At 66.4% G+C, this 14,491-nt stretch carries 16 protein-coding genes; 9 read left to right on the top strand and 7 right to left on the bottom strand.

What is annotated here, in order from left to right; translation table 11 throughout:
• Window positions 1-38: 38 nt before the first annotated feature.
• From N7422_RS16030 to N7422_RS16045, 4 genes are read left to right on the top strand one after another with little or no spacing between them, the layout of a single operon-like run.
• A complete protein-coding gene (locus N7422_RS16030; RefSeq protein ID WP_279807428.1) occupies window positions 39-2,195 on the top strand; it encodes a TonB-dependent siderophore receptor in 2,157 nt (718 codons plus the stop codon).
• Complete coding sequence (locus N7422_RS16035; protein ID WP_279807429.1) at window positions 2,195-2,476, top strand: hypothetical protein; 282 nt, start codon at window positions 2,195-2,197, stop codon at window positions 2,474-2,476. The genes N7422_RS16030 and N7422_RS16035 overlap by 1 nt, the downstream gene beginning before the upstream one ends.
• Window positions 2,473-3,975 carry a PepSY-associated TM helix domain-containing protein gene (locus tag N7422_RS16040; protein ID WP_279807430.1) on the top strand — a complete coding sequence of 501 codons (1,503 nt, stop codon included), beginning with the start codon at window positions 2,473-2,475 and terminating at the stop codon, window positions 3,973-3,975. Before N7422_RS16035 ends, N7422_RS16040 begins: the two co-directional genes overlap by 4 nt.
• A gap of 12 nt (window positions 3,976-3,987) precedes the next feature.
• Window positions 3,988-5,250, top strand: coding sequence for a RhtX/FptX family siderophore transporter (locus N7422_RS16045; RefSeq protein ID WP_279807431.1), 1,263 nt, complete (start codon window positions 3,988-3,990; stop codon window positions 5,248-5,250).
• A gap of 51 nt (window positions 5,251-5,301) precedes the next feature.
• Here N7422_RS16045 and N7422_RS16050 read toward each other — a convergent pair whose 3' ends face one another.
• A complete protein-coding gene (locus N7422_RS16050; protein ID WP_279807432.1) occupies window positions 5,302-5,604 on the bottom strand; it encodes an AzlD family protein in 303 nt (100 codons plus the stop codon).
• Window positions 5,601-6,317, bottom strand: a complete 717-nt coding sequence (locus N7422_RS16055) for an AzlC family ABC transporter permease (RefSeq protein WP_279807433.1) — start codon at window positions 6,315-6,317, stop codon at window positions 5,601-5,603. Before N7422_RS16055 ends, N7422_RS16050 begins: the two co-directional genes overlap by 4 nt.
• A gap of 118 nt (window positions 6,318-6,435) precedes the next feature.
• On the opposite strand from N7422_RS16055, the gene N7422_RS16060 reads away from it, so the two are divergent.
• Window positions 6,436-6,900 (top strand): Lrp/AsnC family transcriptional regulator, encoded by a 465-nt coding sequence (locus N7422_RS16060; RefSeq protein ID WP_279807435.1) that lies wholly within the window; start codon window positions 6,436-6,438, stop codon window positions 6,898-6,900.
• Between the two features lie 21 nt (window positions 6,901-6,921).
• Here the strand turns inward: N7422_RS16060 and N7422_RS16065 are convergent, their stop codons facing one another.
• Window positions 6,922-7,743, bottom strand: coding sequence for a helix-turn-helix transcriptional regulator (locus N7422_RS16065; protein WP_279807436.1), 822 nt, complete (start codon window positions 7,741-7,743; stop codon window positions 6,922-6,924).
• A 125-nt stretch (window positions 7,744-7,868) separates the two neighbouring features.
• Between N7422_RS16065 and N7422_RS16070 the strand changes: the two genes are divergently transcribed.
• The 3 genes from N7422_RS16070 to N7422_RS16080 are packed head-to-tail and all read left to right on the top strand — an operon-like array spanning window position 7,869 to window position 9,705.
• Complete coding sequence (locus N7422_RS16070) at window positions 7,869-8,555, top strand: glutathione S-transferase N-terminal domain-containing protein (RefSeq protein ID WP_279807437.1); 687 nt, start codon at window positions 7,869-7,871, stop codon at window positions 8,553-8,555.
• On the top strand, window positions 8,552-8,860 hold the full coding sequence (locus tag N7422_RS16075) for a hypothetical protein (protein WP_279807438.1): 309 nt from the start codon (window positions 8,552-8,554) through the stop codon (window positions 8,858-8,860). The genes N7422_RS16070 and N7422_RS16075 overlap by 4 nt, the downstream gene beginning before the upstream one ends.
• Window positions 8,857-9,705, top strand: a complete 849-nt coding sequence (locus N7422_RS16080; protein ID WP_279807439.1) for a hypothetical protein — start codon at window positions 8,857-8,859, stop codon at window positions 9,703-9,705. Before N7422_RS16075 ends, N7422_RS16080 begins: the two co-directional genes overlap by 4 nt.
• A 43-nt stretch (window positions 9,706-9,748) precedes the next feature.
• Here the strand turns inward: N7422_RS16080 and N7422_RS16085 are convergent, their stop codons facing one another.
• The 3 genes from N7422_RS16085 to N7422_RS16095 all read right to left on the bottom strand — a co-directional run bounded on the left by N7422_RS16085 (window position 9,749) and on the right by N7422_RS16095 (window position 12,004).
• Entirely contained in the window at window positions 9,749-10,561 is an 813-nt protein-coding gene (locus N7422_RS16085; RefSeq protein WP_279807440.1) for a family 1 encapsulin nanocompartment shell protein, read from the bottom strand.
• A complete protein-coding gene (locus N7422_RS16090; RefSeq protein WP_279807441.1) occupies window positions 10,554-11,597 on the bottom strand; it encodes a Dyp-type peroxidase in 1,044 nt (347 codons plus the stop codon). Before N7422_RS16090 ends, N7422_RS16085 begins: the two co-directional genes overlap by 8 nt.
• Before the next feature lie 149 nt (window positions 11,598-11,746).
• Window positions 11,747-12,004 (bottom strand): hypothetical protein, encoded by a 258-nt coding sequence (locus N7422_RS16095; protein WP_279807442.1) that lies wholly within the window; start codon window positions 12,002-12,004, stop codon window positions 11,747-11,749.
• A 218-nt stretch (window positions 12,005-12,222) separates the two neighbouring features.
• Between N7422_RS16095 and N7422_RS16100 the strand changes: the two genes are divergently transcribed.
• A complete protein-coding gene (locus tag N7422_RS16100) occupies window positions 12,223-13,734 on the top strand; it encodes an AlkA N-terminal domain-containing protein (protein WP_279807443.1) in 1,512 nt (503 codons plus the stop codon).
• A gap of 90 nt (window positions 13,735-13,824) precedes the next feature.
• Here N7422_RS16100 and N7422_RS16105 read toward each other — a convergent pair whose 3' ends face one another.
• Window positions 13,825-14,487 carry a 2OG-Fe(II) oxygenase gene (locus N7422_RS16105; RefSeq protein WP_279807444.1) on the bottom strand — a complete coding sequence of 221 codons (663 nt, stop codon included), beginning with the start codon at window positions 14,485-14,487 and terminating at the stop codon, window positions 13,825-13,827.
• Window positions 14,488-14,491: the final 4 nt, after the last annotated feature.

The raw sequence follows: 14,491 nt of genomic DNA on the forward strand, positions 1-14,491 counted from the left end.
ATACTAATGAGAATTATTATCGAGAGTAGGGCGGGGCAATGTCACATCTGGGAGTCGTAAAGTCGAGGCGGGGCGGCCCGCGCAGCCGGGCGCACCTGGGGATGGTGCTGGTTCTGGGGCTCAATCCGCTGGCGCAGGCCATTGCCGAGCAAAGCGCCAATACGGCGCTGCAACTGGGCAACATCGAGATCACCGGCAAGGACGCCTCCGCCACGGTCACACCGCCCGGTGTCACCACCCTCGGCAAGATGCCGCTGAAGCTGCGCGAGACGCCGCAATCGGTGAGCGTGATCGACCGCGAACGCATCGAACAACAGAACCTGTTCAGCCTCGACGAGGTGATGCAGCAGGCCACCGGGGTCACGGTACAGCCTTTCCAGTTGCTGACCACCGCGTATTACGTGCGCGGCTTCAAGGTCAACTCGTTCGAGCTCGATGGCGTGCCGGCCCTGCTGGGTGACACCGCCAGCTCGCCGCAGGACATGGCGGTGTACGAACGGGTCGAGATCCTGCGCGGCTCCAACGGCCTGTTGCATGGCAGCGGCAACCCGGCCGCCACCGTCAACCTGGTGCGCAAGCGCCCGCAACGGGCGTTCGCCGCCAGCACCACGCTGAGCGCGGGCAGCTGGGATCGCTACCGCGGCGAAGTGGATGTCGGCGGGCCGCTGACCGACAGCGGCAACGTGCGCGCACGGGTGGTGGCGGCCTACGAGGACCGTGACTACTTCTACGACATCGGCAAGCAGGACACCCAGCTGCTCTACGGCATCAGCGAGTTCGACCTGAGCGCGGACACGCTGCTGACCGTGGGCGCGCAGTACCAGACCATCGATTCGGTGACCAACATGGCTGGCGTGCCGATGGCCAAGGACGGCTCGAGCCTGGGCTTGTCGCGTTCCACCTACCTGGATGTCGACTGGGACCGTTTCAAGTGGACCACTCGCCGGGTGTTCGGCTCGCTGGAGCAGCAGCTGCCCCATGACTGGAAAGCCAAGGTCGCGGCCGAGTACCAGGACGCCGATTCCCGGCTGCGCTATGCCGGTTCCTACGGCGCCATCGACCCGCTCACCGGAGACGGCGGCCAACTGATGGGCGCGGCGTACAAGTTCGAAAGCACCCAGAAGAGCCTCGACGCTTCGGTCAACGGGCCGTTCTCGCTGTTCGGCCGCAGCCATGAATTGCTGCTCGGCAGCAACTACAGCCGGGGCGAGACCGAGCAGCGCACGGCCAACTTCACCACGGCGCTGAACGTGCCGGTGAATGTCTATCGCTGGGATCCGCACAGCGTGCCGAAGCCGGGCATCGGCGCCTACACCTCGCCGGGATCGACCACCACCACGTCCAAGGGGGTCTACGCGCTGACCCGCTTCAAGCTGCTCGACCCGCTGACCCTGGTGGTTGGCGGCCGGGCCAGTTGGTGGGACCAGGACGCGCCGGGCGGGCGCTTCAAGCCCGGGCGCGAGATCACCCCCTATGGCGGGCTGATCTGGGACTTTGCCGAGGACTGGTCGTGGTACGTCAGCTATGCCGAGGTGTTCCAGCCGCAGACCGGGCAGACCTGGAGCGGCGATCTGCTCAAGCCGGTGGAAGGCAAGACCTACGAAACCGGGATCAAGGGCGAGTTGCTGGACGGCCGTCTGAATGTCTCGCTGGCAGCGTTCCGCATCGACCTGGAGAACAACCCGCAGGTCGATCCCGAGCACCCCGGTGCCGGACCGAATACCTACTACATCAGCGGCGGCAAGGTGCGCAGCGAAGGCTTCGAGCTGGAGGGCACCGGCTATGTCACGCCAAACTGGAGCCTGTTCGCCGGCTATACCTACACCACCACCGAGTATCTGAAGGACACCCGCAGCACGTCGGGCGATCGTTACGCCGAGTTCACCCCGCGGCACATGCTGCGCCTGTGGACCCAGTACGAGCTGCCATGGCAGGAGCGGCGCTGGAGCGTCGGGGCCGGGGTGCAGGCACAGAGTGATTTTTCCGCGCAGTCGGGCAGCGTCACGATGGCCCAGGGCGGTTACGCACTGCTCAATGCGCGCGTGGCCTACCGCATCGACGAACACTGGACCGCCTCGCTCAACGGCAGCAACCTGGCCGATCGCAAGTACTACCAGAGCCTGTCCAACCCGAACTGGAACAACCGTTATGGTGAACCGCGCAGTCTCAACATGACCTTGCGGGGCACGTTCTGATGGCGTTATCCACCCTCGGTCCATGGCCGCTGCGCATCGCCCTGGCGCTGCTGGGCAGTGTGGCGAGCAGCGCGCAACTGGCGCTGCTGCTGGCCCGGCACTATCCCTGGGGTGGTGGTCTGGAGCGGCTCTACGTCGGGGTTTTCCTGGGCGTCGGCTTTCTCGTGGCGGTGCTCTTGTGGGCCCTGCTGGCGCCGGACTGCAAGCGCGTGGGCTGGCGCGCCAGCCTCTGGTTGCTGCTGTTCACGCCCTGGCTGCTCTTCGGCGGTGCCGGGTCATGATGGGCGCCCCCCGGGCGCTGGTGCAGCGCGTGCATGCCGGGGCCGGCGGTGTGTTCGGCCTGCTGTTGTTCGTCATTCTGCTCAGCGGGGCCTGGAGCATGGTCCATGAAGACCTGCGCACCTGGTTTCGCGGCCCGGCGACGTTGGCGCCTGGTTCGCCATTGCCGTTGGGGCACTGGTTGCAGGTCGCACGCGAGCATGGCTTGGCGGGGGAGGCGTTGCACATTCGCCTGCCCGACGGCGAGCGTTCGGTGGTCGAGCTGTGTGCCGCGGCCAACGCCTGCGGCTTGACGCTAGACCCGGTCGATGGTCGGGAACTCGCGTCGCAGCCGGCTGCGGACCTTCTTTTCAACCTGCACAAGAGCCTGTTCATCGGCTTCCCCGGGCGGATCCTGGTCAGCCTGCTGGGCGTGGTCCTGTTGCTGATGATCTGCGCCGGCGGCGCCCTGCACAGCGGGCACCTGCGCGACCTCAAGCGCCTACGCCTTAGCCGTGGTCCGCGTGTGCTGGCCCATGATCTGCACAGTCTGATCGGTGCCTGGGCGGCGCCTTGGCTGCTGTTGTTCGGCATTACCGGGGCCATGTCGGGGCTGGGCGCTCTGGGTACGCTGGCCCTTGCCGGGCAGGCGTTTCCCGGCGCCCCGCAGCAGGCCTTCATGCAACTGCTGGGGGCGCCGCCGCGGGTTGTCCCGCAAGCCGCGCCGCCACAGGCGCTCGACCTCGACCGGCTGCTGCGCGACGACGCCGCGGCGCACCCGGGTTTCATCGTCCAGAGCATCACCTTGCATCGCTGGGGCGCGCCCGACGCCTGGCTGGAGGTGGCCGGCATCGCGCCGGGGCTGCCCAGCACCGCGGTGTTCGAGCGGCGCGCGTACCGCGGCGATGATGGCCAGCCCCTGGGCGACAGCAGTGCTCGGGGACGAGGCTTGTGGCTGCGGGCGTTCATTGCCGTGCAGCCGCTGCACTTTGCCGACTATCGCTGGCTGCCGCAGGTGGGGCCGGTGCTGCGAGCGGTGCATTTCGGCATGGCCCTGGCGGCGGCGGCGCTGGTGTTGAGCGGCCTGTTCTTGTGGCTGGAGCGTCGCCGTCTCAAGGCCGGGGCTGGGTGGCAGGTGCTGTTGCGCCTGGTGATCGGTGGCGGCGGTGGGTTGCTGACCGCCACCGCCGTGCTGTTGTGCGCCGGCGCGCTGGCCAATCTCGGCGGGTGCCCGCGCGGCGGACTGGTGTGGTGGTTCTGGGGCTGCTGGAGCGCCGCACTGCTGCTGGCATTGGCCTTGCCGCCTCGGCGGCAACCGTTGCGCCTGCTACTGAGCGTGGCCGGCCTGGCCTTCCTGGGCGCTGGAAGCCTGCACCTGGTTGACAGCCTGGCGCACGCCAACCTGAGCGTCTGGCCGATCGACCTGGTGCTGCTGCTCGGCGGCATCGGTGCCCTGTGGGTGGTGCGCCGCCTGACTGCTTCAACGCGTACGGCACGGGCTGCCGACGCCAACCCTGTCTGACTGGAGACTCGCATGCTGGATTTGCTCAAACATTGGCGCATGGTGCTGACCTTCGCCTTGCTGTATCTCTCCCAGGGCATCTGCTTCGGCGTCGCCATGGACGCCTTGCCGACATTGCTGCGCCATGACGGCGCGGCGCTCGGCGCCCTGGCATTCCTGCCGTTGGTGGGCCTGCCGTGGGTCGTGAAGTTCATCTGGGCGCCGCCGGTGGACAACCACTGGAGCCCGCGCCTGGGACGGCGGCGCAGCTGGATCGTGCCGATGCAACTGCTGGTGCTGCTGTGCCTGGTCAGCCTGGCGGGCATCGGCCTGAGCGTCGACACCGCCGGCTTGGCGGTGGGCCTGTTGATTGTCGCCTCGCTGGCCAGCGCCACCCAGGACATCGCCACCGACGGCATGGCCGCCGAGTATTTCAGCGACAACATGCTGGCCCGGGTCAACGCGATCCAGGTCGGCGGCACCATGGCCGGCTTCTTCATCGGCGGCGCCGGTGCGCTGATCCTCAGCGGCTACCTGGGCCAGACCGCCGCTTTCGGCGTGCTGGCGCTGGTGCCGCTGGCGAGCCTGTGCTGCGTGGCGTGGCTGCATGTCGCCCCAGCCGTGGAAAAACCGGCGGATGTGGCGCATGCCAGCCTGTTGCGTTTCATCCGGCGACCCAAGGCGCTGTCGCTGGTGCTGCTGGCGCTGCTGTCGGCGATGACCTCGGTTTCGGGCTTTGGCTTGTCGAAGCTGTTTCTCAACGATGCGGGCTGGTCGTTGCAGGCTATCGGCCAACTGGGCATGAGTGGCGGCGTGGTGACCATCGTCCTGGGTTGTGGCGGGGGAGCCTGGTTGATTCGCGTGCTCGGACTGTGGCCGGCGTTCATGCTGGCGGTGGCCGTGGCGGGGCTGGCCGCGCTGGTCTGGTTGCTGCAAGCCAGCGGGGTGCTGGCGACCCAGGTCGGGCTGATCTGGCTGGCGGTGGGCCTGGGTTCGTTCGCCACCGGTGCGACGTCGGTGGCGATCATGACCGCCGCCATGGCCTTCGCCGGGCAGAGCGACCAGGCGGGCACCGACATGACCGCCGTGCAAAGCACTCGTGACCTTGGCGAGATGCTGGCTTCCTCGATGCTGTTGGCGCTGACCGTCCAGGCCGGTTACAGCGGCGGGTTCCTCGCAGGGGCGGTGATGGCGCTGGTGGCGTTGCTGGTGGCGTTCAACCTGGCGCAAGGGGCGGTGGGGCAGGGCATGCAGGCGCGGTGCAGGATGCTGCCCGATACTCGCGGCGAGGGGTGATGGAGTCTCACCGGGGGCGGGGCGCTCGCCCCCGGTGCGTGCGTTTGATGTTCAGCTGGGCAGCAACGCCCGCAACGCCGCCGTCATGACTATGGCGAACACCACCACTGGCAGGATGGAAAACCGGGAGGCGGCATACACGGTCAGCGCCAGGGCGATGAGGTCCGCAGGATGACCGGACACGAACTTCGGCGCGATTACCGCGATCAGCACGCAGCCAGGGGCGGCCTCGAGCACCTGGGTGAACTGCGGCCCCATGGCCCGGTTGCGCAGCAGCAGGAAGCCCAGGGCACGCGTGAGGTAGGTGACCAGCGCCATGCCGAGCACGGTGACCAGGGTGGCGATGTCGATCATGGCTTGGCCCACAGGTAGGCGCTGACCAGCCCGGCCAGCGTGCCCGCGAGCACGTACCAGCCACCGGGAATCAGCAGGTGGAACAGCGCCGCGGTGACCAGGCTGAACAGCCAGGGCAGCGCAGCGTGCACGCCTTTCCACATGCCCTTGAGTAGCACCAGAAAGACCGCGGCGAAGGCCATGTCGAAACCATAGCTGCGCAGGTCGCCGAGCAGTGGTCCGAGCAGGGTGCCGAGGGTGGTGAAGCCGACCCAGGTCAGCCACAGCGCCAGCGCCACACCCATGAAGTAGTGCAGGCTGAAACCGTCACGCCGGCGTGCGTCGGCCAGGGCCATGGCCCAGCTCTCGTCACACATGAAGAACAGCGCGCAGAGGGCCTTTTTCAGGGGCAGATGGCTCAGGTGCGGCGCAAGGGTGGCGCCCATCAGCAGGTGGCGGCTGTTGACCAGCAGGGTCATCGCGACGATGACCAGGATCGCCGGCGGCGAGGTCCACAGCTCGATGGCGGCGAACTCCGAGCCACCGCCAAAGTTGAGCCCGGTCATCAAGGCCACTTCGGCGGCATTCAAGTGATGCTGCGATGCCTGGGCGCCGAGCACCAGGGCGAAAGGGATGAAGCCCAGGAGGACTGGCACGGCGGCCTGGGCTCCGCGGCGTAGCTCGCTGCGTGATGGGTTGGCGGGATCGGTCAGGGCGGATGCTAGGTTGTTCATGGTCACCTCCAGTGGAGGCAGATTATTCCAAGCTATCGCTGGAATTTGCTTGCGTAGTGCTGATGCGTGGCAGAGGATTTGGCATTTGCTACCAATAAAATCCACGCAGAGGTTTTCAATGCCAATCAAACTCGACGCGATCGATCGGCGCATCCTGCGCGCGCTGCAGCGCGATGGCAGGTTGCAGAACCAGGAGCTGGCCAGGCAGGTGGGGCTTTCCCCGTCGCCTTGCTTGCGCCGGGTACGCCTGTTGGAGGAAGCGGGGGTGATCGAGCGCTATGTCGCGTTGGTGGATCCGGCCAAGGTGGCGCTCGGCCTGACGTTGTTCGTGCGGGTGTGGCTCAAGCGGCAGGACCAGGAAACCACCGACGAATTCGTCGAGGCCGTGCGCCTGTTGCCCGAGGTGGTGGAGTGCCATGTGATGGCGGGCGATTGCGATCTGCTGTTGCGGGTGGTGGCGAAGGACCTGGAGGCCTATCGGAGGTTCCAGATCGCGCACCTGACCAGCCTGGGCGTGGTGCAGAACGTCAAGACCGAGGTGCCCATGGAGAAGATCAAGCTGACCACCGAGTTGCCGGTGTAGCGAGCCCCTGCCGGCAGAAGGCTATGCACCGTTCGCAACGTCCAGCAGACGAGCGAAAAAGCTCTGTCGCGATGTCACGCCCAGTTTGACGAAGGCACGGTTGCGGTAGGTGATGACCGAGGTCGCGGCGATGCCCAGAGCGTCGCCGGTGGCCTCCTGGGTCAACCCGCGCAGCAGGCAGCCGAGGACATCGGCTTCACGCCGACTGAGGCGTACGTCCAGTGCGTCCTGCAGACGCTGAAGAGCGCTTTCGGCGTTGCTTAATGCTGTCGGACGGGCCCGACAGTGTTGCACGCCGGCTTCGATCAGCACCTGCGCGAGCGCCCCCAGGTAATCCACCTCCGACTCGCCGAGCGGATCGCCACGGGTGGAGCGGTAGAAGCTGAGCATCAGGTGTTCCCCTGTGTCCAGCGCCCGGATCACAGAAAAGCGCTGGGCGGTGTCGACGTCTTCATAGCAGGCGCTGCGATAGGCGCGGTCAGGAATGTCGTCGACGCCCTGAAGCAATAGCAGGCTATTGCGTGTCGGTTGCGCCAGCGGGTGCTTCAGAGCGGTCTGCAACGCCAGGTCGCGTCGGTAGAAACCGTTCGTGTAGGCCTGGCCTGCGCCTTGCACCGTGCTCGGCTCGACGACTTGGGCGTGGCTCAGGAACTGTGGCTGGCCACTTCCGGGAAGCAGAAAGAGGGCGCAGTTGATCATATCGACTTCCTGCCGGACGAGATCGAGCATCGCCTGTGGCAGGCGCGTTCGTTCGCGGTCGGTCACCGCCGCGATCAGGGCGCTCAGGCGGTGAGCGGGAAGGGACAACGGCGTGTTGTCGCGACGGGGTTCCCAGATACGCATGGGCGATAGCCTCCAGCGGCAAAAATGTCCTCAAAGCCGAGGACAGACTTCCGATCAGCCGGTTTTTATGATCGCTTCCGACGTTAACACCCATTCAGATGCCGACGCCAGCGAGGTAGATCCCGATGAACCAGCCTGACCTGACGCTGTTCTACAGCCCCAAAGCCTGTTCCCTGGCTTCGCACATTCTTCTCGAGGAGAGTGGACTGACCTATGTCGCCAGGGCGGTGAACATCCGTGCCGGCGACAACCGTTCCCCCGAATACCTGCAGTTGAACCCAAAGGGCACCGTGCCGGCCCTGAAGGTGGACCAGACGATCGTCACCGAGTCGCCGGCGATATTGAGTCATATCGCCGACCTGGATCCGCAGCTTCAGCTGTTGCCGCGGGTTGGCACCGTGCAGCGGGCCGTCGCGCAGGAGTGGCTGAACTACTTGTCTGGCTCTGTGCATGGTGCCTATCGGGCGATTTTCCGGCCGCAGCACTATGCGGGCGAGCATGAGGAAGCGATTCGACAGGTGCGGGCCAGGGGGCATGCGCTGTTGTGCGAGGCGTTGCACAAGATCGACCAGGCCCTGGCAGGCAAGTCCTTTGCGTTGGGCGAGCACTTCAGCGCGGTGGATCCCTACCTGCTGGTGTTCTACCTGTGGAGCGAGGACGAGCGGGTCGATTGCGCGCGGCTTCCTGAGCTGGCGAACTATCGGGCGCTGGCCGAGCGCCTGGCGCAGCGACGAAGCGTGCGCCAGGCGATTGGCCGTGAACGCGAAGTTCGCCGCTACGACCTGCCGAGTTTCCTGGAGGTCTGCGCATGAGCCTCTACTACCTGCAGAAAGCCATCTACCAGGTCAATCGCGAGCCCCAGGCGCTGCTCGACTACCAACAGCAGCGGGCTGCGTTCATCGACCGATTCGATCTCTGCGACGAGGAGCAGCGTGCCTTGTCCGAGCCGGACGTGGGGTTGCTTTACGTGCTCGGCGTCAATGGCCAGTTGCTGATGCATTTTGCCGCCTGCAACGGCTACGACTGGCCTGCCTATATCCGTGCCATGACCGAGGGGCTCAGGCAGCACGGGGCGGTGCGCGACGGACTCTACGCCTGCCGGGGAGGTGTGTCATGAGCCTGGTCTTCGCCGCTTCCTGCGGCCACGGGCCGGGCATCACCGCCCGCCGCGAGCTGGCCGATCCGGGGCATCGAGAGCAGATGGAGGCGGCCTACGAGCGTCTGCGCCTGGCGTTGCAGGCAGCCCGCCCGGATGTACTGGTGATCCTGGCCGCCGAGCACTTTGCCAACTTCTTCATGGACAACATGCCGTCGTTCGCGGTCGGCATGGCCGATTACTATGAAGGTCCGATAGAGGATCCGGACTGGCTGCGCATTCCTCACCGCCGGGTGCCTGGGCGCAAGGACCTGTCGCGGCGGCTGATCGACGGTCTGATGCAGGCGGTCGACATCAGTTACTGCGAGGAGTGGAAATTCGACCACGGCATCATGGTGCCCCTGCACCTGCTGAGCCCGGACAACCGCCTGCCGGTGATCCCGATCAACATCAACTGCCAATGCCCGCCGATGGCCCCGTTGCATCGTGTCCATGCCTTCGGCAAGGCGTTGCGAAGTGCATGCGATGCGATGCCCGAACGGGTGGCGGTACTGTCCACGGGGGGCTTGTCGCATTGGCCCTGCACGCCAGACTCGGGCGCCATCAACGAGGCATGGGACCTCGAGTTCCTGCGGCATTGGGTGCATAACGACCGCGAGGCGTTGCTGGCCTACAGCGACGAGGCGATCTATCGGGAGGCCGGGCAGGGGGGCTACGAGATCCGCACCTACATCGCCATGTCCGGCCTGGCCGACGGGGCACCGGCGCAGGTCTGGTGCTATCAGCCGATCCCGCAGTATGCGCACGCGGCGGTGGTGGGCAGCATTCTCCTGGAGGATACCCCCGAGACAGGCAGCGCGGGATGATCCAGCAGGGCCGTGAGTTCGGCGCAGGCTGTCGATTCGACGGTCACGGGCTGGCCTGGGGCGCGTTCAGGGCCACCGCGGCCTCAGTCGTCAGCAGGCGGAACGTGAAGCTTTCCTGCAGGTACAGCTCGACGTCGGTCGCTGAGTGGCCGAGGTAGCCGATGGCGATATCCTGACCGAGGCTCAGCTCGAAATCCCCACCACGCACGGTCAGGACAAGGCCTCCGGCAATGGCCGGTGCCCAGATGATTTCCTCGTCCACCAGGCGACGAATGTGCTGCAGGAGGGGGTAGCCGTCCTCGCTGCCGCCGCTCAGGGCGGTGTAGACGTCCGCCCCCAGCACCAGTCGGTACGGTCCCTCGACGCCGGCCAGGCGCAATTCGTCCAGCGCCGTGGCGATCACGCCCGGATAGTCCATCGCCGCGGCTGGCAGCGTCAGTGCAGGGTTGCTGGCGCCAGGGCGTATTCCGCCGATGCCTGCTGCCTTGTAACCGTCGAAGATCGCCCGGTCCTCGGCGTAGGCGATCTTGCGCGCGGCTTCTTTCAGGGGGGCCCAGTCGGAGTCGGCGGACCCGCGCTCGACATCGTCGATCGCCTGGCGAGTGAGCTTGAACGGGATGCGCAGCTCCACCAACGGCTTGACCAGGCGCCTGATGGCCTGCAGGCCGTCGCCCGGGCTGTCGATCTTCTCGACGTGCCCCGTGTCGATCGAGGCCAGGGTGGGGCCACCGGGCTCAGGCACGTCCACGACGCGGCGTGCCGCCAGGTAGCGCTTCAGCGTGCGGCGCGCTTCCTCTTCTATCTGTTCCCATGCGGCTTTGGAGATAGGTGCGAGTTCGCGATGGAGATTATTCATGGCGAGGGCCTTCCTTAAGGGAGCCGATACCCAACGAACCTTCGGGCAACGTTCGCTGGGCTGACGGATGGGGTTCGATATCATCGGCGGCCGGTGTGACGATCGCCTCGCTGGTCACCGCGTCGAGGAACGTGGTGGAGGGCACGAAAAACAGCGAACCCGTCACGGCTCGGCTGACGTCGAGCAGGCGGTCGTAATTGCCGGGCGGGTTGCCGACGAACATGTTCTCGAGCATCCGTTCGGTGCGTGCCGGCGATCGCGCATAGCCGATGAAATAGGTGCCGAACTCGCCCTTGCCGACGTCGCCGAAGGGCATGTTGTCGCGCAGGATCTCCAGCTCCTCGCCATTGTCCTCGATGCTGGTCAGCACATTGTGCGCGTAGCTGGGCTTCTCGGCGTCGGTCAGTTCGATGTCGGACAGCTTCCTGCGGCCGATGATCCTTTCCTGTTGCTCGACCGGGATCGCCTGCCACTTGTCCATGTCGTGCAGGTACTTCTGCACGATGACGTAGCTGCCGCCCATGAACGCGGCGTCTTCGTCGCCGATCAGGGTCGCCTCCACCGCAGCCTGGGCCACCGGGTTTTCGGTGCCGTCGACGAAGCCCAGCAGGTCACGGTTGTCGAAATACTTGAAGCCCTGCACCGTGTCGACCACGGTCGCGGCGCCGGTCAGGCGCGCCATGATACGGGTGGCCAGCTCGAAGCACAGGTCCATGCGTGTGGCGCGAATGTGGAACAGCAGGTCGCCGGGCGTGGAAGGGGCATGGTGGACGCCGCGGATTTCCCGGAAAGGGTGCAGCTCTTTGGGCCGCGGTGCGCCGAACAGGCGATCCCAGGCCAGGGCGCCAATGCCCATGACGCAGGACAGCGCACCGTCCGGGGTGCGGAAGCCCACGCCCCGGACCAGGCCTGAAAGGTCTGCGCAAAGCCCCCGCACGCTGGCTTCGCAGCCTGTCTCGGGGTCGAGCGATAGCACCAGAAAAATGGCGGCGGATGTCAGTTGGGCCTCGACGGCCTGGGGTGTGATCGACGGCACTGCGCCTCCTTGGATGGCATTGCGACACTGGCGATTGCGCCGGGAGGAACCTGACGCGATCGCGATGGTGGCCTCGCGGCGCGTTCCAGCGATAGAGGATAGGAACGAATTCCCACGTCCACAAGATCCGGCCGCTCCAGGCGGATGGGTCACTTCAACGGGTAGGGTCGGGCGCCGGTGCCGGCGAGCGCGCCATCGTGCACGATCAGGTATTCATCACGAATGGGTCGGTTGCCGAGGTAGTCCTGCAGGATCTCCAGGGTGCCTTCGGCGTAGCGTGCCTGTGCTGACAGCGAAGTACCGCTGATGTGTGGCGTCATGCCACTGAACGGCATGCTTCTCCACGGATGGTCCGCCGGCATAGCCGGTAACGGGTCCGGATAGAGCACACAGAGAACCTTGGCCATGGCGAGTCCCTACCGTTGTCGGTTTGCGCGGGAGCCCGCTGTCAGGCCGCGATCGTCCGGGTATCAGGCCTGGGGCATGGGGGGCGGCAGTGAAGATTCCAGCACATCGAGTGCGGATGTCCAGTTGCCCGGATATAGGGTTGTCCTGTATGGCGCTGGCGCACCATATGTCCGGAAATGGCGAGCCTCGCCAGTGACGTGGGGCTACGATGTCGCCTATGCCAAACATCATCGATACACCCGAAAGCGACGCCTGCTACCTGGCCCTGAAAGCGCACGATGCGCGCTTCGATGGTGCCTTCTTCGCGGCTGTCACCAGCACCGGCATCTATTGTCGGCCGGTATGCCGGGTGAAGACGCCACGGCGCGAGAACCTGCGCTTCTATCGCCATGCCGCCCAGGCCGAGGCGGCGGGGTTCAGGCCTTGCCTGCGCTGCCGTCCCGAGCTGGCCCCGCGCGCGGCCTCGTGGAGCACCGAGGATGCCTCGCGCATTCTGGCGCTGCAGGCGGCGCGGCTGATGGACGAGCCTGATGCCTTGAGCCGCATGCCGCGCACCTGCATCAGCCCGGCGCGCGGCAGTGGCGGCTCGATGGCCCGGATCGCTTCGCAGCTGGGGGTGAGCGACCGTCACCTGCGCCGCATTTTCGAGGCGCATTTTGGCGTTTCGCCGCTTCAGTACCTGCAGACACGGCGGCTGTTGGCCGCCAAGCAACTGATCGCCGACACGCAGTTGCCGATGACGCAAGTGGCCTTGTCCAGCGGCTTTACCAGCGTCCGGCGGTTCAATGACGCGTTTTCGCGGCACTACGGTCTGAATCCCAGCGCGCTGCGCCGGGCCAGCTCCGCGTCGGATGGGCAAGGCGTGAGTGTCCGTCTGGGATGGCGCCCGCCCTATGACATGGCGGCGATGCTCGACTTTCTGAGCTTGCGTGCCCTCCCTGGGGTCGAGCAGGTGACGGGGCGGGAATACACGCGCACGTTGCGACTGGTTCAGGACCAGCAGGACTGCAGTGGCTGGTTGCGTGTGCGTTTCGACGAGGCGCGTGCCCAGGCTTGGGTGACGATCAGTGACTCGTTGGCCGCTGTCCTGCCCACCCTGATCAATCGCGTGCGCGCCGCGTTCGACCTGGACGCCGACCCCCAGGCCATTCACACCCTGTTGCATGCCACGTTTCCATCGAGCGAAGGCGTGCGCGTCCCCGGCACGGTGGATGGCTTCGAGTTGGCCGTGCGCGCGGTGCTCGGCCAGCAGATCACCGTGGCCGCCGCGCGCACGCTGGGCGCTCGCCTGGTCGCCAGCTTCGGGGCGCCCATCGAAACACCGATCGCAGGCGTGGATCGCCTGTTCCCCACCCCCGCGGTGCTGGCCGCGGCCAGTGGCGATGGCCTCGGCCGGCTGGGCATCACCCGTCAGCGCCAGGCCGCACTGAAAGCACTGGCTGAGGCGGTGCTGGAGGAGCGACTGGTCTTGCTGCCTGGCGTGGACGTCGCGGCGACGTGCGCCGCGCTGCGCGCATTGCCGGGCATCGGCGACTGGACCGCCCAGTACATCGCCTTGCGCGCACTGCGCTGGCCCGATGCCTTTCCCGCCGGTGACGTGGCGCTGCAAAAAGCCCTGGGGGTACACAGCGCGTTTGCGGCCACGCAAGCGGCGCAAGCCTGGCGGCCCTGGCGGGGTTATGCGGTTCTGCGCGCCTGGCAGGAACTGGCACGCAAGGCACGATCATGAACGCCCCCACCGAGACCCATGGCCATGCAGCGTGACTTGTTCGTTGACACCGATACCGCGCTCACCGTCCTGCGCTGCTCCGTTTGCGCCTCAAGGCGCATCGTGGAATGACAGTTCGAGCCCGATGCGTTCGCCCTGGCGCACGCGACTGATGGCGTGCCTGAGGGTGACCCGATAATGCCCCCTGGCGCCTCTGACGGGGCGTTCGGCCGTGGCGATGATGGCGGCGTCGCCGAGCTCGAGTGGCACCACCACGGGGCGTGACTGCATGCGTGGGCGTTGCTCGACCATGACGAACTCCCCTCCCTGGAAGTCCACACCGGGTTCGGACAGCAGGGCGATGAGCTGCAGAGGGAATACGTGCTCACCTGCGTTGCGCGAGTGCAGTGGCCAGTGATCGTCCAGGCAGAGCCTGTTCAGGTGGGACTGTGGGCGTGTCTGCCCGGCCTTGCGATTGCGTTGCAGAAAATCCTCCAGCTGCGCCGGATATCGGTAGTCGATGCCCAGGGTTTCGTTCCAGTGGTTGGCGATGTGCCGAAGGCGGTGGTACAGCCGCGTGCGCCAGTGGCCCAGCGGCGCAGGCAGGCGAGCATCGAAGTACATCAGCTCACCGCACCCCAGGTCGCTGACCTGCCGTGCCAGGGCTCGTGCGGCCTCGGCATCCAGCAGGCCAGGCAGCAGGGCATGGCCTTCGGTCTCCAGTTGCAGGCCGATGTCGGTCCAGTCCAGGTGATCGAGTGTGGTGTCGCGCACTGAC

Origin of the sequence: Pseudomonas sp. GD04091, assembly GCF_029836165.1 — a bacterium.
Lineage (GTDB): Bacteria > Pseudomonadota > Gammaproteobacteria > Pseudomonadales > Pseudomonadaceae > Aquipseudomonas.

Excerpts from the sequence above, each read along its gene's own strand:
- N7422_RS16055 (WP_279807433.1), bottom strand. The coding sequence starts at position 6,317 with ATGAACAACCTAGCATCCGCCCTGACCGATCCCGCCAACCCATCACGC.
- N7422_RS16035 (WP_279807429.1), top strand. The coding sequence starts at position 2,195 with ATGGCGTTATCCACCCTCGGTCCATGGCCGCTGCGCATCGCCCTGGCG.
- N7422_RS16095 (WP_279807442.1), bottom strand. The coding sequence starts at position 12,004 with ATGGCCAAGGTTCTCTGTGTGCTCTATCCGGACCCGTTACCGGCTATG.
- N7422_RS16065 (WP_279807436.1), bottom strand. The coding sequence starts at position 7,743 with ATGCGTATCTGGGAACCCCGTCGCGACAACACGCCGTTGTCCCTTCCC.
- N7422_RS16030 (WP_279807428.1), top strand. The coding sequence starts at position 39 with ATGTCACATCTGGGAGTCGTAAAGTCGAGGCGGGGCGGCCCGCGCAGC.
- N7422_RS16045 (WP_279807431.1), top strand. The coding sequence starts at position 3,988 with ATGCTGGATTTGCTCAAACATTGGCGCATGGTGCTGACCTTCGCCTTG.
- N7422_RS16040 (WP_279807430.1), top strand. The coding sequence starts at position 2,473 with ATGATGGGCGCCCCCCGGGCGCTGGTGCAGCGCGTGCATGCCGGGGCC.
- N7422_RS16060 (WP_279807435.1), top strand. The coding sequence starts at position 6,436 with ATGCCAATCAAACTCGACGCGATCGATCGGCGCATCCTGCGCGCGCTG.
- N7422_RS16075 (WP_279807438.1), top strand. The coding sequence starts at position 8,552 with ATGAGCCTCTACTACCTGCAGAAAGCCATCTACCAGGTCAATCGCGAG.
- N7422_RS16080 (WP_279807439.1), top strand. The coding sequence starts at position 8,857 with ATGAGCCTGGTCTTCGCCGCTTCCTGCGGCCACGGGCCGGGCATCACC.
- N7422_RS16050 (WP_279807432.1), bottom strand. The coding sequence starts at position 5,604 with ATGATCGACATCGCCACCCTGGTCACCGTGCTCGGCATGGCGCTGGTC.
- N7422_RS16070 (WP_279807437.1), top strand. The coding sequence starts at position 7,869 with ATGAACCAGCCTGACCTGACGCTGTTCTACAGCCCCAAAGCCTGTTCC.
- N7422_RS16085 (WP_279807440.1), bottom strand. The coding sequence starts at position 10,561 with ATGAATAATCTCCATCGCGAACTCGCACCTATCTCCAAAGCCGCATGG.
- N7422_RS16100 (WP_279807443.1), top strand. The coding sequence starts at position 12,223 with ATGCCAAACATCATCGATACACCCGAAAGCGACGCCTGCTACCTGGCC.